The following is a 14,746-nucleotide window of genomic DNA, read 5'->3' as shown; positions in this document are numbered from 1 at the left end:
GGGGCATCGCCTGTGCGACACTGCGGCGATGACAATCGTTCTCATTGCCGGATTCGCCTACCTGCTCGCCGCCGCCCTGCTGGTGCGCGAAGCCGCGCGGGAATCGCTGGACACCGCACGCGGCTGGCTGTGGCCGGCGGCGGGCGCGGTTTTCCTGCACGGCAGCTACCACCTTCTGGTCGCGCTGCGCACCGCCGGCGGACCGGACATGCATTTCTTCGCCGCGCTATCGCTGGTCGCGCTGGGCATGGCTGCGCTGACCACGTTGTTCGGCGCGCGCGGACGCATGTCCGCATTGGGTGTGTTCGCGTTTCCGCTGGCCGCCGGGTTGCTGCTGGTCTACCACTTGTACGGCCACGCGCCCGCGCCCGTGCTGGGTTGGCGCCTGCAACTGCACGCCTGGCTGGCGCTGCTGGCCTACGCCACCCTGGCCATCGCCGCGTTGCTGGCGCTGATGCTGTGGGCGCAGGAACGTGCGCTGCGCCGGCGCGAATTCCACGCCTGGCTGCGGGCATTGCCGCCGCTGACCGAACTGGAAACGCTGCTGTTCCGCACCATCGCCGTCGGCTTCGTCCTGTTGGGCGCAACCCTGCTGACCGGGGTGCTGTTCGTGGAAAACCTGCTGGCCCAGCACCTGGTGCACAAGACCGTGCTCAGCGTGCTGTCCTGGCTGGCGTTCGGCGTGTTGCTGCTGGGACGCTGGCGCTACGGCTGGCGCGGGGCCACGGCAGTGCGATGGACCCTGGTGGCGATGGCCTTGCTAGTGCTGGCCTTCTTCGGCAGCAAGTTCGTGCTGGAGCTGGTCCTGCACAGGGCTAGCTGAACAATAGTAATATTGCAACAACAATATTTGCATTGACAAATATTGCTCGGGCCGACAAAATGTCGGCCCATGAATACGAACACCTCTCCCGTCGAGCCCTGCAGCGGCTCGGCCTTGGGCCTGTTGCTCCGCCAGGTCCGCGACGGCCTCTGGGCCCGCATGGAACAGGAACTGGCCAAGTCCGGGCATGACCTGACCTTCAGCCAGTTCATCACCATCAAGAAGCTGGCCCTCGGCCAAGCCAGCGTCACCGATCTGGCCCGCGCTGCCGAGCTCAACCCCGGCGCGATGACCCGCCTGCTGGACAAGCTGGAAGCCCGCGGCCTGCTGGTCCGCGTCGCGGATCCGGCCGACCGCCGCGCCCTGCACATCCACCTGACCGAGGAAGGCCGGCGCATCTGGAGCGATATCGACCAGTGCGGCCAGCGGGTGCGCAAGGCCGCGCTGACCGGTTTCGGCGACGCCGAAACGGAACAGTTCATCGGCATGCTGGAACGCGTCCGCGACAATCTTTCCAACCCGGAAAACTGACATGTACGTCACCTCCCCCCGTCTTTTCGCCGGCAGGCTTTTCCATGGCGCGCTTCGCCCGGGCTTGCTGGGCCTGGCCTGCATGGCCGCGCTGGCGGCCTGCGCCACCAGCGGCGGCCTTGAACCCCGCGCCAAGCCGCTCGACGGCAACGCGCTTTCCGCCGGGAAGAGCCTCGGCAACGCGTCATTGAGCGCAGCGCAATTCCCTGCCTCCGATTGGTGGAAGGGATTGGGCGATGCACAACTCGACGCGCTGATCGCCGAAGCCCTGCAAGGCAATCCTTCGCTCGACGCCGCCGATGCGCGCCTGCGCCAGGCGCGCGCCCAGGCCAACCTCAGCGATGCCGCGCGCAAGCCGTCGCTCGGCGCCAGCGCGCAGTATTCGGGCGTGCAGTTGCCGGAAACGCTGGCCGGCCCCGAGTTGGGCGGCAGCTATCTGGGCAGCACGGTGCTGATGCTCGACTTCAGCTACAAGCTCGACCTGTGGGGCGGCGACAAGGCCAAGTGGCTGGCCGCGGTCGGCCAGGCCAAGGCGGCCGAGGTCGATGCGCAGGCCGCGCGGCTGACCCTGTCTTCCGGTATCGCCCGCGCCTATGTCGGCCTCGCGCAGGCGTATGCCGCGCGCGAAGTCGCGGAGAACGAGCAGAAGCGTTCCACCCACCTGTTCGAACTGAGCCGCCAGCGCGTCGCCGCCGGCCTCGACAACCAGTTGCAGCAACGCCAGGCCGAAAGCATGGTCGCCAGCGCGAACCTGCAGGCCGAAGCCGCCAAGCAGCAGATCGAGGCCGCCGGCAACGCCCTCGCCGCGCTGCTCGGCCGGGGCCCTGATCGCGCCCTGCAGATCCAGCGCCCGGCGATGCTAAAAGCCGCGGCACCCGCCGTACCCGGCGTGCTGCCGAGCGAACTGCTGGGCCATCGTCCCGACGTGGTCGCTGCGCGCTGGCGGGTGGAAGCCGCTGCACACGGCATCAAGGCGGCGAAGGCGGCGTTCAAGCCCAGCGTCAACCTCACCGCGCTGGTCGGCCTGGCGTCCAGCGGCCTGTCCGACCTGTTCTCCAGCGACGCCCTGCTCGGCTTCGGCGGGCCGGCGATCAGCCTGCCGATCTTCGACGGTGGCCGCCTGCGCAGCCAGCTCGACAGCCGCGACGCGGAATACGACCTCGCCGTCGCCAATTACAACCAATCCCTGGTCGGCGCGTTGCGCCAGGTCACCGATGCGGTGCAAGGCGCGCGTTCGCTCGACCAGCAACTGGCCGCCGCCAATCGCGCGCGCGACGCCGCGCAGGCGGCGCTGCAGCTCGCGCAAACCCGCTACAAGGCCGGTTTGGGCACCCAGATCGACGTGCTCAACGCACAGCGGCCTTTGCTGCAACTCGAACAGCAGATCGCCGCGCTGCAGTCGCAGCGACTCGCCACCGCGGTCGACCTCGACGTCGCGCTCGGCGGCGGCCTGGTCCTCGAATCTCCCTCTTCCACCCTTGCCGATACTTCGGTGACCCCATGACTTCCAAGATCAATCCCGCTGCAGAAACCGCCCCCGCCGCCGCGGCAGAGGGCAACGGCAAGCGCCGCCGTGCGCTGCTGATCCTGGCCACCGTGGTGGTGGTCGCCGCGATCGTCTGGCTCGCCTGGTACCTGCTGGTCGCGCGCTGGCACCAGGAAACCGACGACGCCTACGTGCAAGGCAACGTCGTCGCGGTGGTGCCGCAGACCGCCGGCACCGTGACCCGCATCGACGCCGACGACGGCATGAAGGTCGAAGCCGGCCAGCCATTGGTGCACCTCGACGCGAACGATGCCCAGGTCGCCTACGACCAGGCTGTGGCCAACCTCGCCAACACCGTGCGCCAGGTGCGTGGCCTGTACAGCAGCGTCGATGCCGGCCAGGCCGACCTGCGCGCACGCCAGGTCGCCGTGCAGCAGGCGCGCGAAGACGTGAAGCGCCGCGAAGGCCTCGTCGCCAGCGGCGCGGTCTCGCGCGAGGAACTGGCCCATGCACGCGACCTGCTCGCTTCGGCCGAAGCCGCGCTTAGCCAAGCCGGCGGCAACCTGTCGCGCAGCCGCGCGCTCGTCGACGCGACCACGGTGGCCAAGCAGCCGCAGGTCGAAGCCGCGGCTTCGCAACTGCGCCAGGCCTACCTCAACCTGCAACGCAGCGCGATCGTCGCGCCGGTCGGCGGCTACGTCGCCAAGCGCCAGGTGCAGCTCGGCCAGCGCGTGCAGCCGGGCGCGACGCTGATGACCATCGTGCCGCTGGACCAGGTCTGGGTCGACGCCAACTTCAAGGAAACCCAGCTGGGCAAGATGCGCATCGGCCAGCCGGTCAAGCTGCATTCCGACCTGTACGGCGGCGACGTGGAATTCGACGGCAAGGTCGCGGCACTGGGCATGGGCACGGGCAGCGCGTTCTCGCTGCTGCCGGCGCAGAACGCGTCCGGCAACTGGATCAAGATCGTACAGCGCGTGCCGGTGCGCATCGAGATCGATCCGAAGCAGTTGGCCGAACACCCGCTGCGACTGGGCCTGAGCATGAGCGCCGACGTGACCATCCGCGACCAGAACGGTCCGGTGCTGGCACCCGCGCGCCGCGCCGACAAGCCGCTGTTCGCCACCGCCGCGTACGAAAAGCAGTTGGCCGACGCCAACGAACTGATCAGCGGAATCATCGAAGGGAATTTGGCGAAAGCCGGCAAATAAGGCGTCTCCCGCTTTCTCCTTCTCCCTCCGGATGAGAGCGGGAGCCTTCCGATTCGCGGAAGCCGCAGCGCAAGCGGGGCTTCCGCCCTCATCCGCCCCTGCGGGGCACCTTCTCCCGGTGGGAGAAGGGAAAGCAAAGGCATCACCCCATGTCCGCAACCGCCACTGCCGCCGCACCGCAAGCCGGCTTCCGCCCGCCCAACGTGGCCCTGACCACGCTGGGCCTGGCGCTGGCCTCGTTCATGCAGGTGCTCGACACCACCATCGCCAACGTGTCGCTGCCGACGATCAGCGGCAACCTCGGCGGCAGCGCCAACCAGGCGACATGGGTGATCACTTCGTTCGCGGTCAGCAACGCGATCGCCCTGCCGCTGACCGGCTGGCTGACCCGCCACTTCGGCGAACGCAAGCTATTCATGTGGTCGACGCTGGCCTTCGTCATCGCGTCCTTCCTGTGCGGCATCGCCCACAGCATGGGCTTGCTGGTCGCCGCGCGCGCCCTGCAGGGCTTCGTCTGCGGCCCGATGTATCCGGTCACCCAGGCGCTGCTGCTGTCGATCTATCCGCCGCAAAAACGCGGGCAGGCGATCGCATTGCTGGCCATGGTCACCGTGGTTGCGCCGATCGCAGGACCGATCCTCGGCGGCTGGATCACCGACAACTACAGCTGGGAATGGATCTTCTTCATCAACGTGCCGATCGGCATCTTCGCCAGCTTCGTGGTCGGTTCGCAGCTGAAAGGCCGTCCGGAACGCACCGACAAGCCGAAGATGGACTACATCGGCCTGGCGACGCTGGTGCTGGGGGTGGGCGCGCTGCAGATCCTGCTGGACCTGGGCAACGACGAAGACTGGTTCGCTTCCACCACCATCGTGGCGCTGGCCATCGTCGCCGCGATCTCACTGGCGGTGTTCGTGATCTGGGAACTGACCGACAAGGATCCGATCGTCAACCTGCGCCTGTTCCGCCATCGCAACTTCCGCTCCGGCACCATCGCGATGACCGTGGCCTATGCGGCGTTCTTCGCGGTTGGCATCCTGGTGCCGCTATGGCTGCAGCGCAACCTGGGCTACACCGCGATCTGGGCCGGCTTCGCCACCGCGCCGATCGGCATCCTGCCGGTGCTGCTGACGCCATTCGTGGGTAAGTACGCGCCGCGCTTCGACCTGCGCCTGCTGGCCACGTTCGCCTTCATCGCGATGTCGCTGACCAGCTTCGCCCGCTCGCACTTCAACCTGGACGTCGACTTCGCCCACGTGGCCTGGGTGCAGTTGTTCCAGGGCATCGGCGTGGCGCTGTTCTTCATGCCGGTGCTGCAGATCCTGCTATCCGACCTGGAACCGCATGAAATCGCCGCCGGCTCCGGCCTGGCGACTTTCACCCGAACGCTGGGCGGCAGTTTCGCCGCGTCGCTGACCACCTATGCATGGACCGAACGCGGCGCGGTGCACCACGCGCACCTGACCGAAAGGATTTCCGCGCAGGATCCGAACACGCTGGCCACGGTCACGCAGCTGGGCGGCGGCGACTTGCAGCGCGGCGCCGCGGCGTTGGAACGGATGATCTCCAACCAGGCGGCGCAGATCGGCTTCAACGAGATCTTCCACCTGCTGGGGCTGATCTTTCTGGCGGTGATCGTGTTCGTGTGGATCGCCAGGCCGCCGTTCACCGCCAAGACCGGCGGCGCCGCGGCGGCGGGCGGACACTAGACCGGAACGCTATTCGGTCGCGGCTTCCAGCGCTTCGGCCAACCGCTCCACCGCTACAACTTCCATGCCCTTGAACGCGCCGGATTTCGGCGCGTTCGCTTTCGGCACGATGGCGCGCTTGAAACCGTGCGTCGCCGCTTCGCGCAAACGCTCCTCGCCGTTGGGCACCGGGCGGATCTCGCCGCTGAGGCCGACTTCGCCGAAGGCGACGGTCTTTTCCGGCAAGGGCCGGTCGCGCAGCGAAGACAGCACCGCGAGCAGCACGGGAAGATCGGCTGCGGTTTCCTGCACGCGGATGCCGCCCACCACATTGACGAACACGTCCTGGTCGCCGACGACTACACCGCCATGGCGATGTAGTACCGCCAGCAACATCGCCAACCGGTTCTGCTCCAGGCCGACCGCGACACGGCGCGGATTGGACAGCGGCGACGAGTCGACCAGCGCCTGCACCTCGACCAGTAGCGGCCGCGTGCCTTCACGCGTGACCATCACACAACTGCCGGGCTGTTGCGTGCTGCCCGACAGGAAGATCGCCGACGGATTCGGCACTTCCTTCAGGCCCTTGTCGCCCATCGCGAATACGCCCAACTCGTTGACCGCCCCAAAGCGGTTCTTGAACGCACGCAGCACGCGGAAGCGCGAACCGCTTTCGCCTTCGAAATACAGCACCGCATCGACCATGTGCTCGAGCACGCGCGGGCCGGCGATGCCGCCCTCCTTGGTCACGTGGCCGACCAGGAACACCGCGGTGCCGGTTTCCTTGGCGTAGCGCACCAGTCGCGCCGCGCTCTCGCGCACCTGCGACACCGATCCCGGCGCCGCGGTCAGCGTTTCGGTCCACAGGGTCTGCACCGAATCGGCGACGATCAGCTTCGGCCGTGCGGCAACCGCATGCTCGAGGATCTTCTCGATGCCGGTTTCGGCCAGCGCCTGCAGGCCGTCCAGCGACAGGTCCAGCCGCACCGCGCGGCCGGCGACCTGGGCCAGCGATTCCTCGCCGGTGACGTACAACGACGGGAAGTCGAGCGACATCTTCGCCAGCGCCTGCAGCAGCAGCGTGGACTTGCCGATGCCCGGATCGCCGCCGACCAGCACCACCGCCCCTTCGACCAGACCGCCGCCCAGCACGCGGTCGAGCTCGCCGATGCCGGTGGACACGCGCGCCTCCTCGCTGTGGCGCACGTCCTTCAGCGCGGTGATCTTCGGCGCATCGGCCTTGCCGGCCCAGCCACCGCGGCGCGCGGCCGGGCTGGCCGCGGCGGCCGCAGATTCAAGCACGATTTCGGAAAGCGAATTCCACGCCCCGCACTCGCCGCACTGGCCCTGCCATTTGCTGAAGGACGCGCCGCATTCGGCGCAGACGTAGGCGGTGCGGGATTTGGAAGCGGGCTTGGCCATGGCGCGGTCGGTCGGGGGACGCGCCTACTCTAGCCGTCCATCGTCGCCGCAGGCGAGACGCGGCGGTCGGAAAAAGCGAAGGCCCGCTTGCGCGGGCCTCCGGATCTTGGTGGAGCCAGGGAGGATCGAACTCCCGACCTCGTCATTGCGAACGACGCGCTCTCCCAGCTGAGCTATGGCCCCAAGTTTTTGAATCTGACCCTGCCGGTGTTGGCTGCGCCAGCTTCGTACTGGTGCCGGAAATAGGAATCGAACCTACGACCTACGCATTACGAATGCGCCGCTCTACCAACTGAGCTATTCCGGCAGGGACGCGAATTCTAGGGCGCGCCGGCCGGCCGGTCAATTGAGGCCAGCGGAATCGTGGATTTCCCGGTGTCGCTGCCTATTCCAGGCGCCGATCTTGCCCCCCACCAGCGTGACCGCGCCGGAAACGCCCCGCTCCGGCTTAGAGCAAGGCTTGCAGGTATTCGACCAGACGCAGGCTCATCGCGACGATGGTGAACGTGGGGAAGGCCCATCCGCCCGTCGGGAAAACCGAACTGCCGGCGACGTAAAGATTGTCCACGCCGTGCACGCGCGAGTGCAGGTCCACTACGCCCTTGCGGGGGTCGGGGTCCATCCGCGTGGTCCCGAGATGATGGGAGGTGCCGTGCAACGGCGGGGTCGCATCGTCCCCTTCCTGGAGCCACGGCGCCAGTTCGAACCTGCCCGAACAGGTCCGCGCCAGTTCAGCGCCGAATATGCGTGCGGAAACCCGATAGGTATGCCAATCCAGCGGCGTCAGCCGCCAGTCGACTTGCGCCTTGCGCTGGCCGAGCGCATCCAACTCGTCCCCGAGAACGATGCGGCTGTCCGGGTTCGGGGCCTGTTCGAAGTAGCCATCGATATCCGCGGCGGTCGCAGCCACGGCCGGCTTGTCCGCCAGCTTGCGGGCCCACGCCTGCGCGATATCGCCCGCGCCCAGCGCGACCTTCGTCGCCTGGCCCGCCAACCCGAGCAACGTGGCGTCCGCGGCACGGCTTCGCTGGACGATGCCGTCCCTAGCCGCGGAGCCATCGTCCATCGCAGACTCCAGCACGGCAGCCTGCCGTTCTCCACGCGTCGGCCGCCGCAGGCCCTGGCGCAGGCGGCGCAGCGCCTGCAGCCCTTTCGGCACGTCTCCTTCCACCGCAACGGGGCGCGCGCGCGCATTGAGCAGGCGCATCGACCGCTGCCCTGCGTCGGAAACGCACAGCTCCGGAATCACCCACCCCGTGCCCTTGGCGGCGCTCCGATCGTAAGGACGAGTCACGATCTCCGGATCGGAGGCATGGATCTTGCCGATCCTGCCGCTGGGATGGTCCATGAAATAACGGCCGACGACGTCGTGCGCGTTGCCCAGTCCTCCGCCCCCGGCCGAATCCGACAACAGCAGCAACCTCGCGTTTTCGATGCCGCCGCAGGCGAGCACGTACTGCTTCGCCCGCACGACGCCCTTGCGCCCATCGAGCGAGGCGATGCGCGCCTGGCTGACGGCACGCGCATCGGGCGAAGCATCGAAGGCGACCAGGCTGGCGTGCAACAGGACCCGGATATTCTCGGCACGACGCAATTCGTCCAGGTATTCGGTACCGAAACGGACGGCATTGCTTACGAATTTCCGGTTGACGAGCAGGCTCTCGTCGAAAACAGGTGGAGGCCTCGGCACGTCGCCGAGGAACGAGCCCTCGACAAACCCGTATTCCTGCACATGGAATAGCGTCTTCGCCCGTTCGTAATAGGGCAGCAGCTGTTCGTAGGACAGTGGCCAGCCGCTATGCGGCACCCAGTCGCGGGTTTCGAAATCGATATTGGACAGGGGGATGCACCCCCCGCCCCACACTTCGCTGCTGCCGCCGAACGCGCGCAGGCGACTGTTCCTCGCGTCGAACCGCAATGGCCCGATCGATGCTGCGCTATTCAGTTCCTGTACGCGATTCTCCGCATCGATGCCGCCACTTTCGACCAGACACACGCTGGTCGCACCCCCCAGGAACCCGCGCGCGATCGTTATCCCCGCCGGGCCGGCGCCGATGATGCACAGGTCCACTTCGATGTCGGTCGTCGACGACCGGTCCCGGAAATCGACGATCACGTCGCCCCCCATTCATGAACGGGGCACGCCGCCATGATTCGCCGGAGTCAACGCGGCAAATGATTTCCTGCGGCCATCGATCAGCCCGGAACGCGGCGGCTCGGCTCAGTCGACCAGCCGCAAGCGCAATTCCTTGGGCAGGGCGAAGACCATGTTTTCCGGCTCGCCGGCCAGTTCGCCGACCCTCGATGCGCCCAGTCCGCGCAGGCGGTCGATGACACCTTCGACCAGCACGTCGGGAGCCGAAGCGCCGGCGGTGACGCCGATGCGGGCCTTGCCGGCGACCCGGGCCGGATCGATTTCCTGCGCGCCGTCGATCAGGTAGGCCTCGACGCCTTCGCGCTCCGCCAATTCACGCAGGCGATTGGAATTGGAGCTGTTCGGGGAACCGACCACCAGCACCAGGTCGCAGCCTTCCGCGACCAGCTCGCGCACCGCGTCCTGGCGGTTCTGCGTGGCGTAGCAGATGTCGTCGTGCTTCGGCCCCTGGATCGCCGGGAACTTGGCGCGCAGCGCCTCGATGATGCCGATGGTGTCGTCGACCGACAGGGTGGTCTGGGTCGTGTAGGCCAGGTTGTCCGGCTGGGCCACCTGCAGGCTGGCTACGTCGCCGACGTCTTCGACCAGGTGGATCTGCCCCGCACCCGCTTCGCGGTTCCATTGCCCCATCGTACCTTCGACCTCGGGATGGCCGGCGTGGCCGATCAGCACCACGTCGCGGCCGGCGCGGCAATGCCGCGCGACTTCCAGATGCACCTTGGTCACCAGCGGACAGGTCGCATCGAACACTTTCAGCCCGCGGCGCTCGGCTTCGGTGCGCACCGCCTTCGACACGCCGTGCGCGCTGAAGATCACCGTGGCGCCGTCCGGCACTTCGTCCAGTTCCTCGACGAAGATCGCACCGCGCTGCTTCAGGTCGTCGACGACGAAGCGGTTGTGCACGACTTCATGGCGCACGTAGATCGGTGCGCCGAGCGTTTCGATGGCGCGCTTGACGATCTCGATGGCGCGGTCGACGCCGGCGCAGAAACCGCGGGGATTGGCAAGCAATACATCCATGGCCTGATTATGCGCCTTTGGCCTTGCGCTTGCTGTCGAACAGGCCGAACAGCGCGATGCCGACGGCTCCGCAGACGATGGCCGAATCGGCGATGTTGAACGACGGCCAGTAATGGCCGCGCCAGTACCATTGGATGAAATCGACCACGTGGCCGTGGACGAGGCGGTCGATGACGTTGCCCAGCGCACCGCCGATGATCAGCGAGTAGGGCAGTGCGGCGCGCCAGTCGCCACGCGCGGTGCGCGACAGCCAGTGGACCAGCAGGCCGCTGATCGCCACCGCCAGCACGGTGAAGAACCAGGTCTGCCAGCCGCCCGCGTTGCTGAGGAAGCTGAAGGCCGCGCCGGTGTTGTAGGCGCGGTACCAGTTCCAGAAACCGTCGATGACCGGCACCGCCTTGTATTCCGGCAGCGTGGCCAACACCCAGTACTTGCTCAACTGGTCCAGCACGATGACCACCGCGGACAGCAGCAGCCAGGCCAGGGCGTTGTGTTTGAGTTGTTTCGACATCATTGAGCCTTTGCATTTGCTTCCTTCTCCCGGAGGGAGAAGGAAAATCAAAACCATTTTCTGTCTTCGCCCGGCCCTTCCACGTTGCTCACGCAACGCCCGCACAGTTCCGGATGCGCGGGATCGACGCCGACGTCGGCGCGATGGTGCCAGCAACGCACACACTTGGGCTTGGCGGTCGGCTGCGCCAGCACGAACACTTCGTCGGCCTGCACCGGCGTCACCGTCACGTCGCCGCTGATGAACAGGAAGCGCAGTTCCTCGGCCAGCGGCTGCCACTTCGCCGCGAGGTCGGCGTTGGCCGACACCGCGATTTCGGCGTCCAGCGCCGCGCCGATCACGCCGTTCGCGCGCATCGGTTCCAGCACCTTGGCGACCTGCTCGCGCAGCGCCAGCAACTGGTCGAAGTCGGCAGCGGACAACGTGACGTCTTCTGGCAACGGCGCCAGGCCGTCGTACCAGGTTTCGAACAGCACGTTCGCCTTGCGCTCGCCCGGAAGATAACCCCACATCTCGTCGGCAGTGAAACTCAGCACCGGCGCGATCCAGCGCACGAAGGCTTCGGCGATGCGGAACATCGCGCTCTGTGCGCTGCGCCGGCCGCGCGAATCCTCGCGCATCGTGTACAGCCGGTCCTTGGTCACGTCGAGGTACAGCGAACCGAGGTCGACGCTGCAGAAGTTCAGCAACGCCTGCACGATGCTGGCGAAGTCGTAGCGGTCGTAGGCAGCGACGATCTTCTGCTGCACCTCCCAGGCGCGATGCACGATCCAGCGGTCCAGCGCGACCATTTCGTCGAGCGGCAGCAGGTCGCGCGCCGGCTCGAAGCCATGCAGGTTGCCGAGCAGGAAACGCGCGGTGTTGCGGATGCGGCGGTACGCATCGGCATTGCGCTTGAGGATTTCCTGCGACAGCGCCATCTCGTTGCTGTAATCGGCCGAAGCGATCCACAGGCGCAGAATGTCCGCGCCCAGCGTCTTCATGATTTCCTGCGGCTCGATGCCATTGCCGAGCGACTTCGACATCTTGCGGCCGTGCTCGTCCACGGTGAAGCCGTGGGTCAGGCATTGCTTGTACGGCGCGTGCCGGTCGATGGCCACGCCGGTCAGCAGCGAGCTCTGGAACCAGCCGCGATGCTGGTCGGAACCTTCCAGATACAGGTCGGCCGGCTTGCCGAAACCGCGTTCCAGCAACACGCCTTCGTGGGTGACGCCGGAGTCGAACCACACGTCGAGAATGTCGGTGACCTTGTCGTAATCCTTCGCTTCGTCGCCGAGCAGTTCGGCGGCGTCCAACGCATACCACGCGTCCACCCCGCCCTGCTCCACGCGCTCGGCGACCGCGTTCATCAATTCGACGCTGCGCGGATGCGGCTCGTGGGTTTCCTTGTGCACGAACAGTGCGATCGGCACGCCCCAGGTGCGCTGGCGGCTGATGCACCAGTCGGGTCGGCCTTCGACCATGCTGGCGATGCGCGCCTCACCCCATTGCGGGAACCAGCCGACCTGCTTGATCGCGGCCAGCGCGTCGCGGCGCAAGTGCGCCTGTTCCATCGAGATGAACCACTGCGGGGTGGCACGAAACACCACCGGCGTCTTGTGCCGCCAGCAATGCGGATAGCTGTGGTCGAGCTTGAAGAACGCCAGCAGCGAACCGTTGCCGCGCAGCAATTCGACGATGGCGTCGTTGGCTTTCCAGATGTGCTGGCCGGCCAGTACCAGATCGCCCGCGGGCGGCGTCGACGGCAGGTATACGCCGCGACCGTCGACCGGGTTCATCTGCGCGGCGGTGTACTTTTCGATCAGGCCGTATTGCTGGCCGACCGCGAAGTCCTCCTGGCCGTGGCCGGGCGCAGTGTGCACGGCGCCGGTGCCGTCTTCGGCGGACACGTGTTCGCCGAGGATGACCGGGATTTCGCGTTCCGGATAGAACGGATGCGACAGCAGCAGGCCTTCCAGCGCAGCGCCCTTGGCGCTGCCGTGGACCACGACCTCGGCGACGCCGTAACGCTGCAGTGCCTTCTGGGCCAGCGCCTCGGCCAGCACCAGCCAGCGGCGCTTGCCGTCGCGCGCCGGGCCTTCGACCAGCACGTAATCGAGGTCTGCTCCCAGCGACACCGCCAGCGATGCCGGCAGCGTCCATGGCGTGGTCGTCCAGATCGGCACCGCGACTTCGACATCGGCCGGCACGCTGGCGTCGAACGCCGCCGCCAGCGCCTTCGCATCGCGCGCGGCGTAGGCCACGTCGATGGCCGGCGATTGCTTGTCCTGGTATTCGATCTCCGCTTCGGCCAGCGCCGAACCGCAATCGAAGCACCAGTACACCGGCTTGGCGCCGCGAACCAGATGGCCGTTGGCGACGACTTTGGCCAGCGCGCGGATCTCGTCGGCTTCGAAACGGAAGTTCAGCGTCTTGTACGGGTTGTCCCAGTCGCCGAGCACGCCCAGGCGCTTGAAGTCCTTGCGCTGGACTTCGATCTGCTCCTCGGCGAATTCGCGGCACTTCTGCCGGAACTGCGCCGCATCGAGCTTGGTGCCGACCTTGCCGAACTTCTTCTCCACGGCGATTTCGATCGGCAGACCGTGGCAGTCCCAGCCCGGCACGTAGGGCGCATCGAAGCCGGCCAGGTAGCGCGACTTGACGATAACGTCCTTGAGGATCTTGTTGACCGCATGGCCCAGGTGGATCGCGCCGTTGGCGTAAGGCGGGCCATCGTGCAGCACGAACAGCGGCCGGCCCTTCGCGTTCGCACGCAGTTGCGCGTACAGATCGGCGTCGTACCAGCGCTTCAGCGTTTCCGGCTCGCGCTTGGGCAGGTCGCCGCGCATCGGGAAATCCGTCGCGGGCAGGTGCAGGGTGCTTTTGTAATCGTGGCTCACGCGGTGGCTCGGAATCGGGATTCGGAAAGGATGCGGCGCGCGTCTTCGGCGTCGCGCTGCATCTGCTCGGTCAGGCTAGGCAAATCGGGGAATTTCAGTTCTTCGCGCAGCTTGGCGACGAACTCCACTTCGATATGGCGCCCGTACAGGTCGCCGGAGAAATCGAACAGGTGCGCTTCCAGCAAGGGCTCGACGCCATCGACCGTGGGCCGGGTGCCGAAGCTCGAAACCGACGGCCACGCACGCGCGTCCACTCCGTGCACCCAGGTCGCGTAGATGCCGGACAACGCGGGCGTCTTCGGGAAGCGCAGGTTGGCGGTGGGGAAACCGAGGGTGCGGCCAAGCTGCTTGCCGCGCACCACCCGCCCGCCGATGGCGTAGGGCCGGCCCAGCAGGCGCGCGGCATCGGTGAAGTCGCCGTTGCGCAGCGCCTCGCGGATGCGCGTGCTGGAGACGCGCTCGCCCTGCGCCGTCACCGGCGCGATTTCGTGGGCGGCGAAACCGAGTTCGGCGCCCATGCGCTGCAATAGCGCCAGGTCGCCGCCGCGACGGTTGCCGAAGCGGAAATCAGGGCCGATCCATACTTCCCGCGCCCGCAGGCGATCGACCAGCACGCGACGCACGAAGTCCTCGGCGCTCATCGCCGCCATCCGTGCATCGAAGCGCAACAGGCCGACGCCGTCGCTGCCGAGCACGCTCAGGCCTTGCGCCTTGGCCCGTGCCAGGGTCAGGCGCGGCGGCGGCAATTCCTTCGAGAAGAACTCGCGCGGCAGCGGTTCGAAGCTCAGCGCGACCGCCGGCAGGTCGAGTTCGCGGGCGCGCGCAACGGCGTGGCGCACCAGCGTGCGATGCCCCAGGTGCAGGCCATCGAAAGCGCCGATGCAGACCACGCTACCTTGCGGGTACAGCGTCCCGCCGTCGACGTCACGGAAAAGCCTGCTCATTGAACCCTGAAGTATAGCCGGCCCGGGCGAGTCTCAATGCTCAAGGGGGTTGGGCGGGTTGAGGGAGGGGATCCAA

Annotated in this window: 11 protein-coding genes and 2 tRNA genes; 5 read left to right on the top strand and 8 right to left on the bottom strand. The window is 67.1% G+C overall.

The genetic code is table 11. The features are described from left to right. Nucleotides 1-28 precede the first annotated feature (28 nt). The 5 genes from J5837_RS11225 to J5837_RS11205 all read left to right on the top strand — a co-directional run bounded on the left by J5837_RS11225 (nucleotide 29) and on the right by J5837_RS11205 (nucleotide 5,760). Nucleotides 29-823, top strand: a complete 795-nt coding sequence (locus J5837_RS11225; RefSeq protein WP_210536823.1) for a cytochrome C assembly family protein — start codon at nucleotides 29-31, stop codon at nucleotides 821-823. A 69-nt stretch (nucleotides 824-892) separates the two neighbouring features. After that, nucleotides 893-1,354, top strand: coding sequence for a MarR family winged helix-turn-helix transcriptional regulator (locus J5837_RS11220; protein ID WP_210536822.1), 462 nt, complete (start codon nucleotides 893-895; stop codon nucleotides 1,352-1,354). 1 nt (nucleotide 1,355) lies between these two features. After that, nucleotides 1,356-2,858: an efflux transporter outer membrane subunit gene (locus J5837_RS11215; RefSeq protein ID WP_210536821.1), complete on the top strand. Its 1,503-nt coding sequence runs from the start codon at nucleotides 1,356-1,358 to the stop codon at nucleotides 2,856-2,858. An 8-nt stretch (nucleotides 2,859-2,866) separates the two neighbouring features. Next, on the top strand, nucleotides 2,867-4,051 hold the full coding sequence (locus tag J5837_RS11210; protein WP_425504843.1) for an HlyD family secretion protein: 1,185 nt from the start codon (nucleotides 2,867-2,869) through the stop codon (nucleotides 4,049-4,051). A gap of 149 nt (nucleotides 4,052-4,200) precedes the next feature. Further along, nucleotides 4,201-5,760: a DHA2 family efflux MFS transporter permease subunit gene (locus J5837_RS11205; RefSeq protein ID WP_210536819.1), complete on the top strand. Its 1,560-nt coding sequence runs from the start codon at nucleotides 4,201-4,203 to the stop codon at nucleotides 5,758-5,760. Nucleotides 5,761-5,769: 9 nt separating this feature from the next. On the opposite strand, the gene radA is transcribed toward J5837_RS11205, so the two are convergent. The 8 genes from radA to J5837_RS11165 form a co-directional block, all read right to left on the bottom strand. Further along, the gene (radA, locus tag J5837_RS11200; RefSeq protein WP_210536818.1) at nucleotides 5,770-7,161 is read right to left on the bottom strand and encodes a DNA repair protein RadA; all 1,392 of its coding nucleotides are present in this window, start codon (nucleotides 7,159-7,161) and stop codon (nucleotides 5,770-5,772) included. A 107-nt stretch (nucleotides 7,162-7,268) separates the two neighbouring features. Then, nucleotides 7,269-7,344: transfer RNA gene (locus J5837_RS11195), tRNA-Ala, on the bottom strand. Between the two features lie 48 nt (nucleotides 7,345-7,392). Continuing rightward, nucleotides 7,393-7,468: transfer RNA gene (locus J5837_RS11190), tRNA-Thr, on the bottom strand. A 141-nt stretch (nucleotides 7,469-7,609) separates the two neighbouring features. Continuing rightward, nucleotides 7,610-9,289: a GMC oxidoreductase gene (locus J5837_RS11185; RefSeq protein ID WP_244755866.1), complete on the bottom strand. Its 1,680-nt coding sequence runs from the start codon at nucleotides 9,287-9,289 to the stop codon at nucleotides 7,610-7,612. Between the two features lie 93 nt (nucleotides 9,290-9,382). Beyond that, nucleotides 9,383-10,336, bottom strand: coding sequence for a 4-hydroxy-3-methylbut-2-enyl diphosphate reductase (ispH, locus tag J5837_RS11180; protein ID WP_210536817.1), 954 nt, complete (start codon nucleotides 10,334-10,336; stop codon nucleotides 9,383-9,385). A gap of 7 nt (nucleotides 10,337-10,343) precedes the next feature. After that, nucleotides 10,344-10,847 carry a signal peptidase II gene (gene lspA, locus J5837_RS11175; protein ID WP_210536816.1) on the bottom strand — a complete coding sequence of 168 codons (504 nt, stop codon included), beginning with the start codon at nucleotides 10,845-10,847 and terminating at the stop codon, nucleotides 10,344-10,346. 47 nt (nucleotides 10,848-10,894) lie between these two features. After that, complete coding sequence (gene ileS, locus J5837_RS11170; protein ID WP_210536815.1) at nucleotides 10,895-13,726, bottom strand: isoleucine--tRNA ligase; 2,832 nt, start codon at nucleotides 13,724-13,726, stop codon at nucleotides 10,895-10,897. Further along, on the bottom strand, nucleotides 13,723-14,670 hold the full coding sequence (locus tag J5837_RS11165; RefSeq protein WP_210536814.1) for a bifunctional riboflavin kinase/FAD synthetase: 948 nt from the start codon (nucleotides 14,668-14,670) through the stop codon (nucleotides 13,723-13,725). The genes ileS and J5837_RS11165 overlap by 4 nt, the downstream gene beginning before the upstream one ends. Nucleotides 14,671-14,746: the final 76 nt, after the last annotated feature.

The organism is Pseudoxanthomonas helianthi (genome assembly GCF_017939625.1).
GTDB classification, from domain to species: domain Bacteria; phylum Pseudomonadota; class Gammaproteobacteria; order Xanthomonadales; family Xanthomonadaceae; genus Pseudoxanthomonas_A; species Pseudoxanthomonas_A helianthi.
This window is presented reverse-complemented; position numbering and strand designations above follow the sequence as displayed.